Raw genomic sequence first — 20,325 nt, 5'->3', positions numbered from 1 at the left:
ATTCTACTCACAGCGTGAGGGTTGTCAACTCATTTTTTCACGGTTCAACGGCAGATAGAGATAGAAGGTGCTTCCCTTGCCCTCAGTGCTTTCAAGTTCAATTGATCCGTCCAGCAATCTGGCCAAATCCCGACTAATGGACAGGCCAAGACCTGTTCCCCCAAATTTTCGGCTAATGGACCCGTCCGCTTGTTGAAATGCCTCAAAGATGGATTGATGTTTATCCTTAGAAATCCCAATCCCGGTATCTTGCACCGAGAAAACAATCCATCGACTCTGAATACCTGACTTCTTGATCTGCTTGGTACTCACGGTCAGTGTGACCTTCCCCTGATGAGTAAACTTGATGGCATTGGACATGAGATTGCGCAAAATTTGCTGAACCCGCTGGGGATCAGACCAGAGGGTCTCTGGCAACCCTGGTTTCTTGACCAGATGCAGCTGGATTCCCTTTTTCTCGGCAACCAGTTGGAAGTGGTTCATGGCATCTTCCGTGAGTTGTGCCACACTGATATCCTCCAAGACGATATCCAGTCTGCCTGCTTCCACTTTGGACAGATCGAGAATGTCGTTGATTAATGCAAGCAATTCCTGACCAGATTGTTCAATCATCATTGCAAAACGGCTGATATCCTCCGGTTCCATTGTATCGCTGTTCTCACTGATCATCTGGGCAAAGTTAATCACGCTGTTCAGCGGTGTTCGCAGCTCGTGTGACATATTCGCCAGAAATTCCGATTTGTACTGCGAAGCGATCATCAATTGTTTGGCGCGATCTTCCAGGACTATTTTTGCTTTCTGCAATTCTTCCTTTTGTATAGATAATAGACGGTTTGTGCTCTGGATGAGCAAAATCCGATTCTGTTCATTCTGAAAATCACGCAAAATAAAAGCAAAAATAAGGCTGAGTACAATACCTGCTGGAAGGGTATACGGCATAATATGTGAGAAAAAGTATGCAGCCGGGATAACACCGAAAGCAGCGATGTTCAAACTATTGATCACATTTACGATCACTGTAACGAGCACAACTTTAACAATCAGCCTGTAGTCACTGCGTCTCATCCATATATTCAACCCGGCACACACCACGCCCAGAATCGACATATTAATCAGTGCAGCCAACGTAGCCTCATTGATACCGAAAGTTAACCTGGTCAGTCCAATTCCAACCCCTACGATAATAGCGCTATAGGGTTGTCTATACGTCAAAACCGCAACAATTAAAGGAACAAAACGAAGATCGAAGACCACTTCATCATTAAGTTGAAACCCAAATACCGTGCTGATCCAGCCAGCAAATATAAGTACAAACAACGAACTGATCTGTTTTACACGTGATGAAGCACGTATTACGACGTATTTATAGAACACACTGGCGAGGTAAGCAATGGTAATAAGCATCCCCATATTCAATACGAACATTTTTGAAAATTGCATTCACTCACTCCTGTTGTCGTGTATTCAATGACTGAAAACCTTAGTCCGTATGCCTCTATCATATCATGCCCTTTCAGCCTTCGGCATTCCCATGCCATCAAAAAATGCACAAAAATACACAAATCAGGATTCAATTTGTGCGCAGAACGTAGTAGAATATATTGTTGTTTAAATTTTAATTACTGCTGATCCTGTTCCTTGCGAACATGGATGAAAGGAGAACCGGTGTTGTGCACTTGTTAAAAAGCAAATCCTATTGGCTGTCATTAAGCTTAATGCTTTCCCTGGCTGTCATGGGAATGTTCTATGATATTCTGAATAGTCCGGAGCGCGGATTCTCTGTACTTAACTCCCCGATCGACCGGTTGATTCCTTATGTACCTGCCATGTCCATTCCATATCTAGCCTGGTATCCATTTGTTTTTGGCGTGCTGGCTTATCTATGTGCGAAGGATCGGCTCACTTATTACCGTGTCCTGTTATCCATGAATATCTGTGTCTGGATCTGTTATCTGATCTATTTTAATTTTCAGACTATGGTGCCCCGTCCCGAGTTAACAGGTACAGGTCTCGGCGCTTCTGTTGTTGGATGGCTATACAGCCAGGATCGTCCATATAATTGTTTTCCCAGCATTCATGCTCTTCATTCTTATCTGGTTATGCGTGCAGTTCTATCCGTTCAGAACATTCGAAAACAGGTCAAATGGTTTATTGTTGCGGGTGCAGCCCTGATTATACTGTCCACCTTAATGATCAAACAACACGTCATCTATGACGCTCTGGGCGCAGTTGTTCTTGGCGAATGCATTTTCACAATCATATCCGGACTTGCTCTTCACCGTCGGCGCAGAAAAGAATCGAAGTGGACAGAGGGGATCAGCTGACCCCTCGCTCGGCTGGCTCCTGGACATGCTGTTGTTGCTGCCTTCTCCACTCGTCAATAAACAAACCGGCAAAATAGGGATCCCACTGGGTCCCTTTTCCTTCTTCCAAAATAGATAACGCTTTCTCATGGCTCATCCCATTCCGATATGGACGGTCAGACGTCATCGCATCAAATGCATCGGCTACGGCAATGATACGGCCAAACAGCGGAATCTCCTCACCAACCATGCCATCCGGATATCCTTTGCCATCATATCTTTCGTGGTGAGATCTTACACCCGGCAGGAAGTCTGCCATGGCATCGATCGGCTCAATCTGTAGCAAAATACTCTCCCCTAACACGGGATGTGTGCGAATAATGGCGAATTCATCATCGCTTAGTTTTCCATCCTTCAGGAGTACTTCATCGGGTATGCCGATTTTCCCAATATCATGCAGCAGCGCTGATTTGTATAACAGATCAGCTTGCTCTTCATTCATTCCGCTCAGCTTCCCAATCAGGATAGAATATTCTGCGACTCGCATAGAATGACCAGCCGTATATTTGTCCCGTGCATCCAGTGCAGCCGCCAGGGTCGAAAAATAACTCTGCAGCAACTGCCGGTTGCGTTCCTGTCGCATTTCAAGCCGGTTAATCATCATATTGAATCCGGAGATCAGTGCAGAAAATTCATCCGCGTACAGATCAGGGGTCCTTCTGCCAAGATCCCCCTCTTGAATTCGGGTCATCTCCTCAGTCAGCTCCGTAACCGGACCGCGAACATCCCGAATCAGCAGCCAGCTTCCCACAAGAGCGAATCCCCCGCCCAGCACAACGATAAGAACTGCCCACAGAATATACTCTTTCGCAAACTCGCTATCCATATACTGAAGACGGATAAATGTAGCCAGGAAGAACAGAAGTAATGGAAATAAACCAATCAGTGCCGTACTCAGCTGAAATTTACGCTGAATGGAAACCAGAACACGTCCACCAAGCGATGGCTCTATGCCATGCTGCTCTTTGCCTCTGCGACGAACTTCCAGCAGCAATGGTCTCACCGTCCGAACGGTCAGGAAATACTCAATCAAGGCATGCATAACGGCAATCAATAACGCACACGCAGCTGCAACTGCGACGTATCCGTACGGAAATTCCAGTCCCCCGGTAGAAATCATCCATATCGTCAGTCCGGCTGCCGGCAGGGAAAAGCCAAGCATATGCGGACCCAAAATACGATAAATCGTTTGTCCAGGAAAACGGTGGATGCTCTCATACATCTTGGTCAGATCAGCCTTCTCATGATGCTCTGATGCAAAAAATTGCCGAATGGGCCCAAGTTGCGCCCATAGGGTAATCAGTTCAGCGACAAGCATGAACAAGAGTGAAATCAGCACAATGATAATAAGACGTATAAATTGAATGTTTGGTAGTTGTAATGTAGACACCATAACCACGGAACCAACCACAAAAACAGCCGCTATTGAACCGATCAGATAATTGCGCAACAGACGTAAGATAAATGAACGGTATACTTCCAACCCAACCCCTCACTCTCTTGGTGCAACCAGTTCTCCCCATTGATGACAGTGGAGAGATTAAGAGTATTGCCTCCTATTTGTTATCGGTTATTTGGACTAAAAAAATTAATTGAATCAGCCAATAGAAGAACTGGAAACCCACCCCTGCTAGATTGTTGGAATTGTACTTTCCACCCCTATCTATACTCATGCAGCACGATAAAAAGACTGCTCCCTGGAGGGAACAGTCTGGTATGGTCATTCATTTTATTATCCTTTGATCTTGGCAGCCAGAATCATCGTGCCGCGAGGCTCCTTACCCATTGCATCCGGTTCAAGTGTGATGGCAACCGTATCGTAGTCGTTGGCAGAGTCAAGTGTGTAATACACTGCTCCCGTACCGTCACGACTAAGGAATGTCCCTGCATTCTGAGGAGTATCCCCCTTGATCAGCCAAACTTGGAACGCCTCATCCCCCTCCAGCGTGGGCAAGTTCTCTGCCTGTACAACAAGGTGCGTCCCCTTGCTGTCAATGACGATGGTAGCCAAACCTTGGGCCACGATGTCCTGCGTGGCAGGATTGAGCCTGACGGCTTCACCTGTCTGCATCCCCTGTGCAGGCTGCATTGCTGAAGCAAGCCGCTCTTGCAGCAGCGCATTCTGTGCCTGTGCCTGAGCAAGCTGCTCTTGCGCAGCCGATGAGCCCGCAGCTTGCTGCTTCAGCGAATTGATCTGGCCTTGCAGCTGCCCGGCGTAGATGCCAAGCACAAGCGCCGCTGCCGCAAGGGCTGCGCTCGCTACGCGCCAGGCGCGGCTGCTGCGCGCACGCGCGCGTCCTTGTGGCTGCCACGGCTGTGCCTGTGCAGCCTCTTCCACCCGGGCTGCAGGCACCGCCGTCTCCGGCGGCAGGCCTTGCCCGGGTTGCGCCGCTTCCTGCTGCGGCGCAAGATCCTCCTGAAGCACCGCGGGTGCTTCAGGCTTCGCAGGAGCCGCCGGCTTCGCCTTGGCGCTCTGCTGCGCGTGGCCGAGCACGTTGCCCAGCACACGTGCTCGCATGCCAGGCGGCGGTGCAACAGGTTCCGCCGCGAGTGGCAGGAAGCCAGTGACTTCCTGCAATTCCCTCACCTCCTGGCGGCAAGAATCACAATGGGCCAAATGCGCTTCAAACGCTGCCACTTCCTCCGCTTCGAGTCCTCCCAGCACATACACCGGCGCCAGATCAGACCATTCCTCATGTCGTTCTATCATGGATGTATGCCCTCCCTTCCCGCGTCCGGATGCAATTCAGCATCGGCGAGCAGCTTCTGAAGCTGCCGCATGGCAAGCCTGACACGGCTCTTTACCGTACCCAGCGGAATCCCGAATCTGCTGGATACCTTCTGTTGCGTTAAGCCTGCATAATAGATCGATTCAATGACCTGTTGCTGATCACCGTTTAACTGGGACAGGGCCTCTTTGATTCGGACACCTTCCCATTTGCGTTCTATTTCTTCTTCTGTATTTGTATGTTCATCGGCATAAGCCGCCAGTGTTTCGTTCTCCACTGAGGTCGTAGCTGCACCTTTGGATTTCCGCCTCAGCATGTCCACTGCAATGTTGCGCGTAATGGCAAACATCCATGTGGTCAGCTTCCCCTGTGAGGCCTCATACCGTTCCGCATTGTTCCAGACCCGCAAGAATAATTCTTGAACAGTCTCTTCTGCAGTCATCGGATCACCAACGATCCGGTAGGCAAAAGAATACACCGCCCGCTCATAGCGGTCATATAAAATGAATCAATCGAAGAGGATTACCTTATGGAAGATAAAATTTGAAATATTTTCGCAATTGTTTTCAAAAAAAGCTTCACCCTTCCTTTTAATTGCAAAAAATTACAGCCTGTGGTATAGTATAAGAGTTGGTTTTTAAACAACCTCATATGATTTTCTGTCTTCTTTTAACCCCGGAATATTTTCTTCATGCTGCGACCGCAGCGAACAAGCACATTAACCTATGAAGATTGAAGAACCTGAATCACAATAACCCGGTAGTACAGAGTTTCACAAGATGTTCCCATTCACACTGGCGCGGTCATCGGAGCCGCAAGGACAAAAGAGAGGTAGGGCTTTTGTTGTTTTGGATGTCACTTATTCTTGAGAAGATTGAAAACATACACAAAGCACCCGGAATTGGGTTCCGGGTGTTTTTCCATGTCTGCTTACAGAAACCACGGGATTACAACCGTGTTAAGTTTTGGCAACGTCAGACCGCCAAAAGGCGCCGATACAATCTCGGCGCCTTTCATCGGAGTTGTACGGATCAACTCCCTGAACCCGTTGTTATGGCAAGAGCTAGATAAACATCGTTTTGGAGATAATGACCAACAGGATGAACAGTACAAGAATCGTACCCATGGACCCCCAGCTTCCTCCACCATGTCCATAGGAAGTTCCACAACCCTGCTGATAACCATGCAGCATTGGAGCATGATTCGCATGATGTGCATATCCGTAGCCATATCCCATCGGCATTGTACACCCATATCCATATCCGTACCCATGCATTTCATGACCTGTGTATTGATATCCTTGCATATGCTCATACCCTCCCATATGTCCGTATACGTGTCCCTGTCCGTTCGGTGAATTCGGTTTAACTTCGCTCATTGTTCATTCCTCCTTAACATTTGCCTACACCCCTAAGCTATGTATTCTGCCTACCTCTGGATCGGGCTATCGCCCTCCTTTGACAAAATAGGCGTTTTCACTATTCATATGGGCTTGTCCACAACCTACAAAAAAAACCCCACCGGTAAACCGGCGGAGTTCCACACATTATACCCAGAAAGATTTAGTGATGATAACGAGAAGAATGAACAGAACCAAAATGGCACCAGTCGATGTCCAAGCGCCGCCATATCCACCTACAACTCCACTCATGTAAAACCCTCCTTTGATTTGAGGTACAATTCACTATATGCAAAAGTCCCTCGTGAGACCGGGCTCCAGTTAAAATTGGGCGGCTGTCCTTCAAAGGATATCTTCCCTACAGCAGTGAAACTTTAAGCTTCAATATTACACATATAACGATCCCATGGTTCTTTAGGAGCACGCGTATATTTATTAAAATCATAGTTTTTTATCAAGATGTTGTTTATTTACATCCTTAAACATTACCGTAATGGTATATTTTATTGGATAGGATTACCGTCTTTTCAACACACTCATTACCTTTTCGGTAATTATGTATTCTCATTTATGTAGGGATGATATTATTTTACTATTCAAGTAGAAAGGAGTGTCTATGCCTACTCTAGGTGAACGCATTAAACATTTAAGGGAACTGAAGGGTTTTTCTCAGAAGGAATTGTCTGAAAAAACGAACCTTACAATAGTTCAATTGTCCCGGTATGAAAACAATCATAGGAAACCTGATCCAGATGCTTTATGTCGTTTGGTGAACGTTCTGGGGACGAGTGCCGATTATCTTATCGGTCTAACCTCAAATCCAATTCAGAGTTTAAATGAGCAAATGTCTTTTTACCTGGATCATCCCTTACACGGAGTCTTTCTAAGGGAATTTTTTAATGCGCCTGATCAACTCAAAAACGAAACCAGGCAATTTTTCAACTTTATCATGAGCAGTTCAGATCGTAATCATTGAACCCACACGATGATCTTAGAAAAAAATCCCATCCGATGGGGAACACACTAGGAGCAATTAGATATCATGAAAAAGCTTATTACGATTTTGGCATTAACAGCATTGCTTAGTGCTTGCGGTAATTCAGAAACAACAAAAACAGCAGATACACAAACTTCAGAGAAAGCAAGTACAACCGAAACGAGCTCGGCCGAGGCTAAAGCTACTAAATACACTACATATAGTGGAGAAGGTTTCTCATTTTCATATCCGGATCACTGGAAAAGCGTAGATACAAGCCAATTGAACGTGCCAGCACTCAAAGCTGCTTTTTCTAACCAGGAAGCAACTCAATTTGCCGATAACGTTAATTTTCTTATTGATGCTAATCCGAGTGGTGAAACTAACCCCGAAGCAATAGCCAATGCAACTGTTGCCTACTATGAACAAAATGGGCAAAGCATTGGTGTTCCAGAGTATAAGAAGACCAGTTACACCAAAAAACCTTTCAAAGATTACAATGCAGGTGTTCTGGAAGGAACATATAACCACCCATCTGGAGGAGAGGTTGTCTTGATTCAATACCTGATTCCATCCAATGCTGAGCTTTATAGTCTGACATTAACCTACTCCAAGAACTATTATGAACAAAAAGGAAAAGAGCAAGTCAATGAAATTTTGAATTCATTGGTTATTTCCTCTCCTATTGAACAGACTAAAGCGAATACAGCTTCTTTAAACCAGGAGACAGTAGTAACTGCGGCTGATTATTTCAAAGAATTAACCCCGATCATAACTAATGATACAGCGATCATGGAACAAGTTTCTTATGACTTTTTCACAGCGCACGACGATTTAATCCCAGCCAGTACAGCTGAAGTTCGCAAAAAGCTTAAAAGTTTGGTGGATACCAAAGTGACAACCAAACATTTGAATAAAAATGTTGCGAATTACTATGAACATTTTATACAAATTAGCGGTGAAGTTATTGAGGTTGAAGAAGATACTTCTGATGGCTCCACAGCTGCTATCGTTCATATCATGGATGATAACGGAAACAATGTACTCGCCATCTATCCATCCTCCACAGGCGATCTGCTTGAGGGAGACTACGCTACCGTAATCGGTGCTCCGATCGCCAACTTCTCATTTGAGAATGTTGGAGGTGGTTATACCAATGCTACGCTCATTGGAGCAGCACTGGTGACTGCAGAATAGCCTTCTCAATATTCCTTAAAGGGGCTGTCTCAAATGCCCTTAAAAGCATATTGGTGAAGAGAAATAACACCCATACGTTCAAAAGGGACGAAGCAGAGGTTTATCCTGCTTTGTCCCTTTTGCGTTTTTCCACCATTGCGGCTTTTTTAAGCAGAATGCAGGCAAGGCAAAGCCACCAGACCTCCAGGCCTTACTTTTGGCAAGCCGCGGTATTAACATAAAAATGAAAGGGTATAGTCCTCTTGTCATAACACTATTTTATAAATACAGATCTTTGGGACCAATTAAACAACCCGTTCATAAAATTCATGAACATATTTGGACATTTGAATTTATATATGAAAGCCAACAATTGATTCATAAGGAGTAAAAATATAATAATTTACACCCGTGTCAATCCTTCCTGATTAGGGTATTATTCCTAGGTATAGCATACTTACATAGGAGATGATGATGCACGTGAAAATGAAAAAGGTAATTATTGCTTTATCCATCGGGATGTTGATCGGGTCCTCTTCCATGGCTGTTGCAGCTACCTCCAAAAAGGTACAAGCCACTCTTGCGAACTTTAAAGTTATCGTAAATGGCCAATCCAAGTCAGTAACATCTGATCAATTGCTCTATAAAGGGAATACATATCTCCAACTACGCGAGGCTGCTAAAATCCTCGGTTATGAGGTAAACTATTCAAGTGCAACCCGCTCTATTGAATTCTCTGCCAAAAGCCAATCCCAGGCAGATTGGATTACATTGATTGATTTGTCTGCATCTAATGGATACCAGGTTAATCTAAAGGGAGATTCAGCAGATGTATATAACATTTCTAAAAATTTAAAAACAATCCTCAGCGTTAATGCCAATGGTCTCAAAGAGGATGAGGAGAAAGTTGTAACCGCTCCATCCGGAAATACAGTTCGTATAAAAAAACTACAAGGATCCTTGGTACTAAACAGAGCTGATCTTAAAAAAGCAGGTTTAATTCTGTAGTATTCAGTATCCTGTAAACCTAAAAAGCTTCGCTAGGAGAAATCCTGCGAAGCTTTTTAGGTTTGCATCCTGCATCAGAATGCCATATACACTAAAGGTATCTGCTAATTGGGCCGAGCTTGACGAGATGCCAGTTGATCCTGAACAGATTGCAGCTTCTGCACACTGGAAGCGTCCGGTTTGTCACGACGGTCGTCTATCTTCACGGAGGTGGAAACACGCTGGGCTCCAGATAGAAACGGAGCTTCATGCAAGGCCGCAATTGCGGTGAACACCTCATTCAACGGGCCTTCAATAATGGTGCTCATGGAGGTCAACTGATATGTAATGCCCCGCTGATTTTCCAACACTTTCTGCATATCCGCCACATAACTGCTCAAGCTGGTCGTCCCGGTTCCAATTGGAATTACAGTCACTTCTGCTATTGCCACTTTCGCTCCGCCTCCTCTGGGCCCCGTGATTCACCGTTGCCGCTCATTTTAGTCGATTTTTGACTATTTTTATTCTACCAGCTGAATGCGTAACAATTCAAACTGACGTGAAGACGTCATCTGATTTGACCCAAAAATTTTTTTGAACAATCTTCAAATCTTCCAGTCCTTTTCCTTTGCGGATTCCTGGCTAAAATGGTATACTCGGAATTACGTTTCACGGTGTTGACCCTGTTTACAAACACTATATGTTGGGTTACATTATGATAACAGCAACAAAATGTAGTGAATTCGAATTACCCCACTTCTATGAGTCACCTTCTGAAATCTCGTGAAAAAAGGATGAAATCACCTTCAAAGGCACGTCCCTGTAGGTGTAAATCGCTTTCTCGAAACAGAGCTGACACTGAGGTTAACGGGGCTGTTTGGACTGCACCCGGTATCCTCATCATACAGGCGCGTTTGCAATAGACAAAAGTTTACATAAGAAACCTTTTATGTCATTTGTTGCACCTTTAATAATGGGTCATAAGGAAGCCAGAGCATCCTTCCATGGGCATTTCCAATCGCAACGCGAGAAGAATACCTTGTATATGGATCAGGTGCTGAAAGCTGTCCTATGTCACAAGATGAAGTACGACGCCCTGTCACCACCATTCAGTCCGCATTATGCAGTATATATCTATATCCCAACGTAAGAAGACACTCAATTCTTTATATAAAGAATTTCTCCATTTTATCTCTTAAACATGTGAAAGCGAGGAATATTCATGCCACAAGTTGTGACCAAGCCGAACAACCGCCAGCTTGCCTTTGATGAAATGCGCATCTCGGTATATGCGGATCGTATTCTGGAAGGACTGGACATGCTGGACAAGGAACGTCTGGTACGCGGGGTAAACAGCAAGCTCCGTCGTGACGAAGTTACCGGAGACGAGATTAGCAACGCTTTTATGATGAGCGCACTGGAACTGGTAACAAAGGAAGAGCCTAACTGGAAATTTGCAGCGGCGCGCTCCCTGCTGACATCCCTTTACAAAAAAGCGGCCACAAACCGCAGATATAAGTCATATCCGGAAGAGCCATACGGCGCGTTCCACCCTCTTCTCGTAGATCTCGTGAAGAAAGGTATCTACCGTGAAGAATTGCTGGAATGTTACACCAAGGAGCAGATCGACGAACTTGCTGAATGCATCGACTACCGTAATGATCTGTTGTTTGACTATATCGGCTTGCTCACACTGGCAGAACGTTACCTCGCTCACGATTTTGACGGAAAAGTAATGGAGTTGCCACAAGAGCGTTACATGGTTATCGCCATGTACCTGATGCATCAGGAGCCTGCTGAGAAACGTATGGATCTCGTTAAAGAAGCGTACTGGGCCATGAGCAACATGTATATGACAGCAGCTACACCTACAATGTCCAATGCGGGCAAGAAAGTGGCCGGACAACTCTCCAGCTGCTTCATTGATACAGTAGACGATTCCCTTGAAGGAATCTTTGATTCCAACACAGATGTAGCGCGTCTGAGCAAGATGGGCGGCGGCATCGGCGTTTATCTTGGCAAAGTCAGAGCGCGTGGATCGGACATCCGGGGGCACAAAAATACAAGTTCTGGCGTTATCCCTTGGATTCGCCAACTGAACAACACTGCGGTCAGCGTAGACCAGCTCGGAACACGTAAAGGTGCGATCGCTGTTTATCTGGACGTCTTCCACAAAGACATTCTGGCCTTCCTCGATCTGAAGCTGAACAACGGTGACGAGCGGATGCGTGCGCATGACGTGTTCCACGGGATTTGCCTGCCAGATCTGTTCATGGAGCGGGTAGCCAGCCGCGGTGAATGGAGCCTGTTCTGCCCACATGAAACGAAAAAAGTGATGGGCTGGAAAGATGAGAACGGTCGTCCACTCGGACTGGAAGATTTCTATGATGAGTCCGTAGGCGAAGGCGCATTCCGTGAGAAATATGAGGAGGCGGTCAACCACCCGCTGCTGTCCCGGATCACGGTTCAGGCGATTGACATCATGAAACGTGTCATGAAATCCCAACTGGAAACGGGTACGCCTTACATGTTCTACCGGGATACCGTCAACCGTGCGAACCCGAACAGCGCACACGGCATGGTGTACTCATCCAACCTTTGTACCGAAATCATGCAGAACCAATCTGCAACTGTAGTTGAAAAGGAAGAGCTCGTAACCAAAGATGGACAAACCCGCATCGTGATTTCCAAAGTGCCGGGCGATTTCGTAGTCTGCAACCTGAACTCCATTCACTTGGCACGTGCAGTGCCGCATGATGTATTGGAGCGTCTGGTACCGATTCAGGTTCGTATGCTGGACAACGTTATCGACATTAACAATATTGAAGTGCTGCAAGCCCAATATACCAACAGTCAGTACCGTGCGGTTGGTCTGGGAACATTCGGACTCCATCACCTGCTTGCTCTTGAAGGCATTCGGTGGGAATCGGAAGAAGCAGTCACGTATAACGATAACCTGTATGAAAAAATTAACTATCTGCTCGTTAAAGCCAGCATGGAGCTATCCAAGGAAAAAGGTCATTATCCGAAATTCCAAGGTTCCGATTGGCAGACAGGCAAATACTTCGACCAACGGGAGTACACAACCGGTGAGCGCGTAGGCAAATTCGTTACAACCGACCAATGGAAAGAACTGCAAACGGAAGTACAGCAAAACGGTGTACGTAACGCCTGGTTGTTCGCCATTGCACCGAATGGTTCAACGTCCATCATCGCAGGTTCCACAGCCAGTATTGATCCACTTTACGAACTGTTGTCCTATGAAGAGAAAACGACATACAAAATTGCCAACCCGGCCCCTGACCTGTCTGAAAAAACGATCTGGTACTATAAAACAGCGTTCATGGTGGACCAGCATGCTTCCATCAATATGGCTGCTGCCCGTCAGCGCCACGTCGATCAGGCTCAAAGCTTCAACCTTTATGTACGTCCAGATATTAAAGCAACCGAGTTCCTGGAGCTTCACCTGCATGCCTGGAAAGCCGGCCTGAAATCAACCTATTATGTCCGCAGCCGTGCTTTGACTATTGAAGAATGCGATTCTTGTGCAAGCTAAGTTTTATCAGTGAAGAAGAAGATTCACTAGATCCAAGATGACCACCAGGGCATCCCTGTTTTGATTGCAAAATGGTGTTGCCCTGGTACTTTTTTGCCCAAAACATGATCACAACATCATGGATGTTGATATAGATGCCACATTACAGCCCCTAATATAAAAGTTGTTCTGTCATCGTAGTTATACAGTGTAAATTCATTCAAGGAGTGAACGGATTATGCAATTGCAGAAAATTTTCAATACCGAAGCGCCTAACCAGTCTACCCGTATCATTGAAGGTGAATGCTCAGGCATTCTGAACTGGAACGATATTCGCATGCCTCATATGTACAAGCTGTACAAAGTACTGCTGCTCAACCACTGGATCGCGGATGAAATCCCGATGTCCAAGGATGCTTCCCAATTTGCCCAATTGGACCCGGAAGAACAGCGCACATTTAAAGTCAACATCTCCCTGCTCGCTGTACTGGACTCCATGCAAACGATGTTTGTCGGTGACGTGAAACGTTATTTCACCGATTCCTCGCTGGAAGCGATCTCGGCAATCATTGGACAACAGGAAGTGGTACACAACCAATCGTACTCCTACGTCCTTTCTTCCATCGTATCTGATCGGGAGCAAAAGGAAATCTTTGAATACTGGAAGCATGATCCGGTGCTGCTTGACCGTAACCGGTTCATCGCCGACATCTACCAAACGTTCCGGGATAATCCGTCTCCACAGACGTTCTTCCAAGCCATGGTAGCCGATCTGGTACTTGAAGGTATCTTCTTCTATAGTACATTTGCCTTCTTCTATAATCTGGCCCGTGACCAGAAAATGATGGCAACCAGTCAGATGATCTCTTATATCCAGCGTGATGAAAACCAACACTGTTACTTCTTCGCTGAAGTGTACAAACAGCTGCTGGTAGACTTCCCTGAACTGAACACGCCTGAGAACATGGACTATGTATACAAAACAATCCATCGCGCTGTTGAACTTGAAACCAACTGGGCACACTACACACTCAGCAACGTACGCGGCATTGACCTGAACGAGTTGGAAGACTACATCAAGTATATCGCCAACAAACGTTTGCGCCTGATGGGCATGGAAAAAGCATACGAAGGCGTGGATGTGAACTGCATGCCTTGGATCAAACCATTCTCCGATGAAGCACTGAATGCAACCAAAACAGACTTCTTCGAAGCTAAATCCCGTAACTATGGTAAAGTTGGCGACGATAACGGATTTGACGATCTGTAAGTTAATTGATGAATTGAACGCAACATAAAACAAATACACAACACTCCCCTTGTTGAACTGTCTTGATGGCTTTCAGCACAGGGGAGTGTTTTTTTCCATACAGCTGGATAGGATACTATACCCATTCATCCTGCAAGCTTGTAAGATATAATGGAAATAGGTTAGGTTCACATTCCCTTATTGAAATGAGGCATAGCGATGGAAAAAGAGCTGCTGGAACAACTAAACATGTGGCATGAACAGGACCAGTTCGGTCTCATAATCGAACGCATTCAACATATCCCTGAATCGCAGCGGGATTATGAGCTAATTGGACAACTTTCCAGAGCGTATAACAATGAAGGACGTTACCGTGAAGCTGTCCAACAGTTACTATTCGTCAACGGGCAGGGAGCAAGTGATCCGCTCTGGCACTACCGCCTGGGTTACGCCTATTATCATATGGCCAGGTATGAACAGGCGCTGCAAGCTTTTGAGATGGCGAACGAGCTCTCGCCCCATGATGAATCGACCATCGAATTCCTTGGATGGGTACGCCCAAAAGCCGAAAAGATGCAGCGGGACCGTCAGCAACATGAAGAGAAACGACTGGCTTTAGAACAGAGTGATACACTGAATCATCTAAGGGCGGCATCGGGTACATATGTACCTGCAACATTTTGGGAGCAAAGTGAATATGCGCTGGAAAGCTATGTATCTCCGCCATTCGACGAAGATTTAATTATCTCCATTGAACAAGAGCTGGGGTACAAGCTCCCCGCTTCCTATATTCAGCTAATGAATACCCAAAACGGGGGCATTCCTGCACGCACCGCTTTTCCAACCAAAGCAGCAACTTCATGGGCTGAAGATCATATCGCCATTACCGGAATCCTTGGAATTGGTCGGGACAAATCCAATACGTTGGCTGGGGAATTTGGAAGTCGTTTCATGATCGAAGAATGGGGATATCCCGATCTCGGGATTGTCATCTGTGATTGCCCTTCCGCCGGGCATGATGTGGTGATGCTGGACTATCGATTCTGCGGCCCGGAGGGCGAGCCTGCTGTCGTTCATGTGGATCAGGAAGACGATTATGAGATTACATATCTTGCACCTCATTTTGAAGCATTTATACGCGGTCTGGTTGATGCGGATACGATTGAACTGTCTGACGAAGAAGTTGAGGATTAAACACTAGGAGGGAGCTTTATGACAACCCGTATTTACTTTGGCTCCAACACACTTGGAGAGATTTCCTCTGCTTCATTACAAGATGCACTGCATCATTTTAATCTGGGAACGCTGATCGATTATAAGCGGACAGAAGAAGGCATGATGGGCCAGACGCTGCTCGTTCGTTCCTCCATTGGGGAGTATATTCTGAAAGGTAACCCCCTATATCCAGGACAGCTCCAGGAGGAAAAATTTTTCATAGAACAGCTGACGACTTACACCAACATTCCTGTGCCTGATCCATACCTGCTAGATGAAGAAACTGACACGTTGGGCTGGAGCTATGCCATTATGCCCCGATTACCCGGAAGACACCTACATGATCCGTCCTTAAAGGCTTCACTGTCCCAGGAGGAGCAGGAGAATATCGCTACCATGCTCGCCCACGCCTTGGCAGAATTACACCGCTGGAAAGTACCCGACGCTGGTGAATACGACCCAGTTGTTGGAAGGATTGTCCCCTTTGCCGGAACGTACCAGGACTGGCTCTACGGAACCATCCGTCACTGGCTACAGGATGCTGCGAAGTACTCTGTGATTACGGATGAAGATCTACAGTGGGTGGACGAGCAATTAAGACAGGCTGAATCTGCGTTTCATGCCTTTGCTGTTGCCGGGTTTGTGATGGGGGACTTTAAGGTTGAAAACTTTGTAATCCAGAAGAAGAACAGCCTTGCTTCGGAATGGGAAATTAGTGGCCTCTTTGATTTTACTACTTCCTATTTTGGAGACGGTACAGCCGATCTCACCAAAATAACAGCCAGGTATGTAAGCGAGGGCTCCCCAGAACTCGCTAAGCGTTTCCTGTCCGGTTACCGGGAGCTTGTATGTGCAACAGACGCAGAGCGATGCCAGCACTTCGCTACACGCCTCAGAATACATCTGCTGTATCAACGTATTTTGTTGTGGGGCGAAGTTAAAGCAACAGGCCGAGTGACCTGGATTTCAGATATGCCATTTGCGCAGTGGGCGGAACAATATCTGGATTCGGTTGTTGCTCTGCTGGATTAGCCTAATCAAACCACTCGCCAAAAAAACCGTCAGGCGATGAGAACTTCTCATTCTGACGGTTTTTCTTATACATTAATTCACAATGAAGCTGGAGCTAACGGGTAGACGTTGATCTGTATTAGGATTGCGGAACGGGAGCTTCCTGATGTTTCTGTAGAAACTCCAGCATCCGTCGGTAAACGAGAATCTCATTCGTTTTTCTGGAGAAACCGTGACCCTCATCATCCAGAACAACGTATTCCACGTCTACCCCTTTCTCCTGCAGCGCGGCCACAATCTGATCCGATTCCGCCTTCACGACCCTGGGATCATTGGCCCCCTGAATGACCAGCATCGGGTTCACCATCTGATCCAGATACGTAATCGGTGAATCCTTCGTTAAGCGTTCGCGGTCCCGGACCGGATCACCCAGCCAGTTGTCCATCATTGGCTTCCAGTCTTCCGGCACCGATTCCAGGAAGGTGAACAGGTTGCTCGGCCCAAAAATATCGACAGCAGCCCGGAATAACTCCGGATGACGTCCTGCCAGCAGAAGGGTCATATATCCACCATAACTGCCTCCTACCACGAACAAGCGCTCTGGAGACGAAATCCCCTCGTCAAACAGCCAGTTTATACCGGCAACACAATCCAGGCGGGGACCCTCACCCCAATCCCTCTCAACCATTTTGACAAATTCAGCTCCATATCCCGTGCTTCCCCGGAAGTTTGGGGCAAAAATATGATAGCCCTGTGCCAGCAATAATTGGAACATCGGTCGGAAAAACTTCGCTTCTGATGCCTGTGGCCCGCCATGCGGCCAAAATACGGTGTAGCCATTAGCCTGTTCCGGCTTCGCCGTGAAAAAAAGCGCTTCGATCTCCAGTCCGTCGTAGGAGTTATATCGAATAACATCCGGGTAGACGAGATCACTCGGATCAAGCCCCGTTACCCGATTGGCAGTCAAAGGTTCCCAGGAGTCGCTACCTGCCATCAACCGATAGATGTTATGCGGCTGGACGGCTCCACGCCCCAGAATATACACGTTGCCAGCCTCGGTAACCGTCACTTGATCTACCGTATCCAGCGGCATATCCACACGACGAGGCTGTTCGGAGCCTTTATCCAGCGCGTACATCCGATTCTCTGGTCCTGTAAACGTCCAGAAATATAACGTCTCTGAAGCTTTGTGCCAACGAATTTCCTCTACGTCTTCGCCTTCAATTCTGCACAATGAGCGGAATTCTCGGTTATCCATCCGGTATTCAGCTACATAGGAATACGCTTCGTCATCATTGGTAATCATCAGAAGCCGATTATTGTCTGCAAAAAGGACATACGGGACCTGACTCTGCCGCTCGGAGACCGGAATAATGGATTCTGACTCACCGTTCCGGTACACGTATGCTTTCTGATAGGTATTAGAGTATACATCCAGGATTACGTAGGCTTGTTCATCCGAACTCACAGCAACCAGATTGCTTGTAACCTCTTCCCCCTGATGCAGAAGCTCATCCTCCCCCGTTTCCAGATTAATCCGGCGTGAATTGAGATAGTTGGGGTTATCCCTACTGGTCATGTAATATAAACGCTGTCCATCCTCGGATAAGTGGGCATAATAACATCGATCATTCGGCTCTGCCGGAACAACAGGAAATGGAACGCCACCTTCCGGTTGGAGTGCATATAGATGGTAATTCTCATCTCCATCCCGATCAAACGCCGTGAGAATATGGCGTCCTTGTGGGTCTGCTTTAATAAACTGGCTGCTCTGATTTAAATACGTCAAGGGATACGGATATCCACCTGGCAAATCCATCGCCCAGATATTAGGCTGACCATTCAGATTACTGTCAAAATACATGCGCTTCTCGTCGGCCGATACGGCAAAATGGGATATCCGATACGTCTGGAAATATTGCTCTACATCCGGTTTGGGAAACTGAATCATGACATTCCTCCTCCAACATGGTAGTCCGTTGAACAGTGGTAAATTAAGGGTCTACTTGTCCATATTATATGTACATCCATTGTTTGCACAAGAGATATGTAAGCTATTTCCTGTCCAAATTCAAATAAAAGACATCCATCGGATGGAAGACTCTGTTCTCCCTTCAGTACATAGAGTGGCATTATATCCCAATCCTAAGTTATCCCGTTTGCAAAGCTTATAAAAGCGTCCCTCGTGTTCAACCAGATCCAGCTTAGTGAAACGTTCATCCACCGTATTTAGCGCCCTCCATTGTCCACACAGTGCCTGGCCACACGCTTTGATCCAAGCCTCCTTGCGAGTGATGATCTCCCATAACAGGGGGAAATGCTCTTCTCCCTTACACGCGCTATCCAGAACATAACCTTGCTCTTCCAAAGTCAGAAATCGGTTAATAATGGCTTGCTGACGCAGCAACGGACGCATCCACTCAACGTCTACTCCAAGCTCCGTATTACGGGGTGTAACAGCCGTCGCCAGCCGCTTGCAGGCCAGCAGGTTTCGCTCCCCTTCCCTAGAATTCAATGACGTGCATTGTCACTCCTCCTGTTCGCTCGTTCTTCATTCCCTCCATGCTCTACCAATGCAAAACCGAAAAAGCTGCCCAGCCCGATGCTGACCATGATGGAGCGTCCCTTCCTGCAAACCCAGTCCTGCTCCAATCCCGAGCTCAAATTAATAAACGGATCCGTGGAGAAGGTATGCCCGATTCGCTGAATGTTATCCAGATATATCCGCTCCTGCCCCATCCCCGTTCGCCGTGAGAATTCCCTCCAGGTCTTCCAGTTGACGTTATGGGGGAAAATATGATCCACTTCCTGAAGAGTCAAGCCTTTCATGGACAGCAGCTCTTCCATGCCTTGAATGATATGATCCACATACAATCGGTTAAATGCCGTAATCTCATCGGCGGTTGCGTGATAGCCGGTATGGAACCGGGTATCCCGAAAAATATGCGTCGCCTGAACGACATGCTGATGACCATCTCTGCTTAACAGAACAGCTACGGCAGAATCACTGCGCCTGGGGAATGTGGACCAAGGTCTGGATTTCTATCATAAAGCAGAAAAAGAAGCCCTTCAATTGCTGGATCAGCAAGATGAAGGGATACTCCGGGCAAAATTATATCGTCTTCTTGGCGTGGTGTTTCATGAGAAAGACAATCCAGACGAAGGCTATTACTTTCTTCGAATGAGCCACGATCTGCTCAAACGCATCTATGCAGACCGTGAAGCGAACATCAGCCACCAATTACTCCTTCTGAGCAAACAGAATGGTAAAATGGAATACAACGACTACAAAGCATTTATCAAATAAGGCAACTATCATCTTCTCCTAACAACTGCAGAAACAAAACGAAAAGGTTTTATGGTATCCAGGGTCTCTGGTACAGAGGCCCCTATTTACGGCTTAAGCTTCAAAACGACACAGGATCCAATCAACATGTTCATCTAAGAGGAACCGGATCATTCAGATCAAGTAGAGTTGAAGGTGGAAATCCGTAATTCTGTTGATCCGAAAATTCAACAAGCCCCGTGCGTTCCCCCGAAACGTGAATCCCCCCTGTAAGAACCGAAACCAGCACGACTGTGGCCATGCAGAGTCCACTTGCCATTACCCGTAATTTGGATCCTTTGCTCCCCACGTCCATCTCTCCTTCTGTATCATTTGGCAATAGATCTATCCTTTATCCTC

At 46.6% G+C, this 20,325-nt stretch carries 21 protein-coding genes; 10 read left to right on the top strand and 11 right to left on the bottom strand.

All coding sequences use genetic code 11. From position 1 onward, the window contains the following. Positions 1-24: 24 nt before the first annotated feature. Complete coding sequence (locus JNUCC31_RS17425) at positions 25-1,440, bottom strand: sensor histidine kinase (protein WP_192262841.1); 1,416 nt, start codon at positions 1,438-1,440, stop codon at positions 25-27. A 230-nt stretch (positions 1,441-1,670) separates the two neighbouring features. On the opposite strand from JNUCC31_RS17425, the gene JNUCC31_RS17420 reads away from it, so the two are divergent. Next, entirely contained in the window at positions 1,671-2,324 is a 654-nt protein-coding gene (locus JNUCC31_RS17420) for a phosphatase PAP2 family protein (RefSeq protein WP_192262839.1), read from the top strand. Here the strand turns inward: JNUCC31_RS17420 and JNUCC31_RS17415 are convergent. The 5 genes from JNUCC31_RS17415 to JNUCC31_RS17395 all read right to left on the bottom strand — a co-directional run bounded on the left by JNUCC31_RS17415 (position 2,317) and on the right by JNUCC31_RS17395 (position 6,743). Continuing rightward, on the bottom strand, positions 2,317-3,846 hold the full coding sequence (locus JNUCC31_RS17415; protein WP_192262837.1) for an HD-GYP domain-containing protein: 1,530 nt from the start codon (positions 3,844-3,846) through the stop codon (positions 2,317-2,319). The two genes, JNUCC31_RS17420 and JNUCC31_RS17415, sit on opposite strands and share 8 nt — an antisense overlap. A gap of 249 nt (positions 3,847-4,095) precedes the next feature. Next, positions 4,096-5,073 (bottom strand): anti-sigma factor, encoded by a 978-nt coding sequence (locus JNUCC31_RS17410; protein ID WP_192262835.1) that lies wholly within the window; start codon positions 5,071-5,073, stop codon positions 4,096-4,098. Further along, positions 5,070-5,570 carry a sigma-70 family RNA polymerase sigma factor gene (locus tag JNUCC31_RS17405; protein ID WP_416234315.1) on the bottom strand — a complete coding sequence of 167 codons (501 nt, stop codon included), beginning with the start codon at positions 5,568-5,570 and terminating at the stop codon, positions 5,070-5,072. The genes JNUCC31_RS17410 and JNUCC31_RS17405 overlap by 4 nt, the downstream gene beginning before the upstream one ends. Before the next feature lie 585 nt (positions 5,571-6,155). After that, entirely contained in the window at positions 6,156-6,470 is a 315-nt protein-coding gene (locus JNUCC31_RS33395) for a hypothetical protein (RefSeq protein WP_228469056.1), read from the bottom strand. 168 nt (positions 6,471-6,638) lie between these two features. After that, positions 6,639-6,743: a sporulation protein YjcZ gene (locus tag JNUCC31_RS17395; RefSeq protein WP_192262833.1), complete on the bottom strand. Its 105-nt coding sequence runs from the start codon at positions 6,741-6,743 to the stop codon at positions 6,639-6,641. A 364-nt stretch (positions 6,744-7,107) separates the two neighbouring features. Between JNUCC31_RS17395 and JNUCC31_RS34125 the strand changes: the two genes are divergently transcribed. From JNUCC31_RS34125 to JNUCC31_RS17380, 3 genes are all read left to right on the top strand, one after another. Beyond that, positions 7,108-7,467 (top strand): helix-turn-helix domain-containing protein, encoded by a 360-nt coding sequence (locus tag JNUCC31_RS34125; protein WP_192262831.1) that lies wholly within the window; start codon positions 7,108-7,110, stop codon positions 7,465-7,467. 66 nt (positions 7,468-7,533) lie between these two features. Next, complete coding sequence (locus JNUCC31_RS17385) at positions 7,534-8,664, top strand: PsbP-related protein (protein WP_192262829.1); 1,131 nt, start codon at positions 7,534-7,536, stop codon at positions 8,662-8,664. A gap of 465 nt (positions 8,665-9,129) precedes the next feature. Next, positions 9,130-9,651, top strand: coding sequence for a stalk domain-containing protein (locus JNUCC31_RS17380; RefSeq protein ID WP_228469740.1), 522 nt, complete (start codon positions 9,130-9,132; stop codon positions 9,649-9,651). A gap of 104 nt (positions 9,652-9,755) precedes the next feature. On the opposite strand, the gene JNUCC31_RS17375 is transcribed toward JNUCC31_RS17380, so the two are convergent. Next, on the bottom strand, positions 9,756-10,082 hold the full coding sequence (locus tag JNUCC31_RS17375) for an MTH1187 family thiamine-binding protein (protein WP_192262825.1): 327 nt from the start codon (positions 10,080-10,082) through the stop codon (positions 9,756-9,758). 770 nt (positions 10,083-10,852) lie between these two features. Between JNUCC31_RS17375 and JNUCC31_RS17370 the strand changes: the two genes are divergently transcribed. The 4 genes from JNUCC31_RS17370 to JNUCC31_RS17355 all read left to right on the top strand — a co-directional run bounded on the left by JNUCC31_RS17370 (position 10,853) and on the right by JNUCC31_RS17355 (position 16,661). After that, on the top strand, positions 10,853-13,186 hold the full coding sequence (locus JNUCC31_RS17370; RefSeq protein WP_192262823.1) for a ribonucleoside-diphosphate reductase subunit alpha: 2,334 nt from the start codon (positions 10,853-10,855) through the stop codon (positions 13,184-13,186). A gap of 217 nt (positions 13,187-13,403) precedes the next feature. Then, complete coding sequence (locus tag JNUCC31_RS17365) at positions 13,404-14,435, top strand: ribonucleotide-diphosphate reductase subunit beta (RefSeq protein WP_062322688.1); 1,032 nt, start codon at positions 13,404-13,406, stop codon at positions 14,433-14,435. Between the two features lie 198 nt (positions 14,436-14,633). Further along, positions 14,634-15,608 carry an SMI1/KNR4 family protein gene (locus tag JNUCC31_RS17360; RefSeq protein ID WP_192262821.1) on the top strand — a complete coding sequence of 325 codons (975 nt, stop codon included), beginning with the start codon at positions 14,634-14,636 and terminating at the stop codon, positions 15,606-15,608. A gap of 18 nt (positions 15,609-15,626) precedes the next feature. Further along, on the top strand, positions 15,627-16,661 hold the full coding sequence (locus JNUCC31_RS17355; protein WP_192262819.1) for a phosphotransferase family protein: 1,035 nt from the start codon (positions 15,627-15,629) through the stop codon (positions 16,659-16,661). 118 nt (positions 16,662-16,779) lie between these two features. On the opposite strand, the gene JNUCC31_RS17350 is transcribed toward JNUCC31_RS17355, so the two are convergent. The 3 genes from JNUCC31_RS17350 to JNUCC31_RS17340 form a co-directional block, all read right to left on the bottom strand. Continuing rightward, positions 16,780-18,591 carry a S9 family peptidase gene (locus tag JNUCC31_RS17350; RefSeq protein ID WP_192262817.1) on the bottom strand — a complete coding sequence of 604 codons (1,812 nt, stop codon included), beginning with the start codon at positions 18,589-18,591 and terminating at the stop codon, positions 16,780-16,782. Positions 18,592-18,711: 120 nt separating this feature from the next. Further along, entirely contained in the window at positions 18,712-19,155 is a 444-nt protein-coding gene (locus tag JNUCC31_RS17345) for a 4'-phosphopantetheinyl transferase superfamily protein (RefSeq protein WP_192262815.1), read from the bottom strand. Next, positions 19,152-19,508 (bottom strand): 3-oxoacyl-[acyl-carrier-protein] synthase III C-terminal domain-containing protein, encoded by a 357-nt coding sequence (locus tag JNUCC31_RS17340; protein ID WP_228469054.1) that lies wholly within the window; start codon positions 19,506-19,508, stop codon positions 19,152-19,154. The genes JNUCC31_RS17345 and JNUCC31_RS17340 overlap by 4 nt, the downstream gene beginning before the upstream one ends. Between JNUCC31_RS17340 and JNUCC31_RS33835 the strand changes: the two genes are divergently transcribed. Then, a complete protein-coding gene (locus tag JNUCC31_RS33835; protein ID WP_267132476.1) occupies positions 19,500-19,625 on the top strand; it encodes a hypothetical protein in 126 nt (41 codons plus the stop codon). The two genes, JNUCC31_RS17340 and JNUCC31_RS33835, sit on opposite strands and share 9 nt — an antisense overlap. A gap of 37 nt (positions 19,626-19,662) precedes the next feature. Then, positions 19,663-19,947: a hypothetical protein gene (locus JNUCC31_RS17335; RefSeq protein WP_192262811.1), complete on the top strand. Its 285-nt coding sequence runs from the start codon at positions 19,663-19,665 to the stop codon at positions 19,945-19,947. Positions 19,948-20,077: 130 nt separating this feature from the next. Here JNUCC31_RS17335 and JNUCC31_RS17330 read toward each other — a convergent pair whose 3' ends face one another. Beyond that, positions 20,078-20,275 (bottom strand): hypothetical protein, encoded by a 198-nt coding sequence (locus tag JNUCC31_RS17330; RefSeq protein ID WP_192262809.1) that lies wholly within the window; start codon positions 20,273-20,275, stop codon positions 20,078-20,080. Between the last annotated feature and the right edge of the window lie 50 nt (positions 20,276-20,325).

Origin of the sequence: Paenibacillus sp. JNUCC-31 (genome assembly GCF_014844075.1) — a bacterium.
Taxonomy (GTDB): domain Bacteria; phylum Bacillota; class Bacilli; order Paenibacillales; family Paenibacillaceae; genus Paenibacillus.
Note: the sequence above shows the minus strand (reverse complement) of the source record. Positions and strands in the feature narration are given on the sequence as shown.

What these genes read in the sequence shown, in the direction of transcription:
- JNUCC31_RS17370 (WP_192262823.1), top strand. Translation starts at nt 10,853, where the DNA reads ATGCCACAAGTTGTGACCAAGCCGAACAACCGCCAGCTTGCCTTTGAT.
- JNUCC31_RS17380 (WP_228469740.1), top strand. Translation starts at nt 9,130, where the DNA reads ATGAAAAAGGTAATTATTGCTTTATCCATCGGGATGTTGATCGGGTCC.
- JNUCC31_RS17350 (WP_192262817.1), bottom strand. Translation starts at nt 18,591, where the DNA reads ATGATTCAGTTTCCCAAACCGGATGTAGAGCAATATTTCCAGACGTAT.
- JNUCC31_RS34125 (WP_192262831.1), top strand. Translation starts at nt 7,108, where the DNA reads ATGCCTACTCTAGGTGAACGCATTAAACATTTAAGGGAACTGAAGGGT.
- JNUCC31_RS17410 (WP_192262835.1), bottom strand. Translation starts at nt 5,073, where the DNA reads ATGATAGAACGACATGAGGAATGGTCTGATCTGGCGCCGGTGTATGTG.
- JNUCC31_RS17385 (WP_192262829.1), top strand. Translation starts at nt 7,534, where the DNA reads ATGAAAAAGCTTATTACGATTTTGGCATTAACAGCATTGCTTAGTGCT.
- JNUCC31_RS17425 (WP_192262841.1), bottom strand. Translation starts at nt 1,440, where the DNA reads ATGCAATTTTCAAAAATGTTCGTATTGAATATGGGGATGCTTATTACC.
- JNUCC31_RS17395 (WP_192262833.1), bottom strand. Translation starts at nt 6,743, where the DNA reads ATGAGTGGAGTTGTAGGTGGATATGGCGGCGCTTGGACATCGACTGGT.
- JNUCC31_RS17365 (WP_062322688.1), top strand. Translation starts at nt 13,404, where the DNA reads ATGCAATTGCAGAAAATTTTCAATACCGAAGCGCCTAACCAGTCTACC.
- JNUCC31_RS33835 (WP_267132476.1), top strand. Translation starts at nt 19,500, where the DNA reads ATGATCCACATACAATCGGTTAAATGCCGTAATCTCATCGGCGGTTGC.
- JNUCC31_RS17360 (WP_192262821.1), top strand. Translation starts at nt 14,634, where the DNA reads ATGGAAAAAGAGCTGCTGGAACAACTAAACATGTGGCATGAACAGGAC.
- JNUCC31_RS17355 (WP_192262819.1), top strand. Translation starts at nt 15,627, where the DNA reads ATGACAACCCGTATTTACTTTGGCTCCAACACACTTGGAGAGATTTCC.
- JNUCC31_RS33395 (WP_228469056.1), bottom strand. Translation starts at nt 6,470, where the DNA reads ATGAGCGAAGTTAAACCGAATTCACCGAACGGACAGGGACACGTATAC.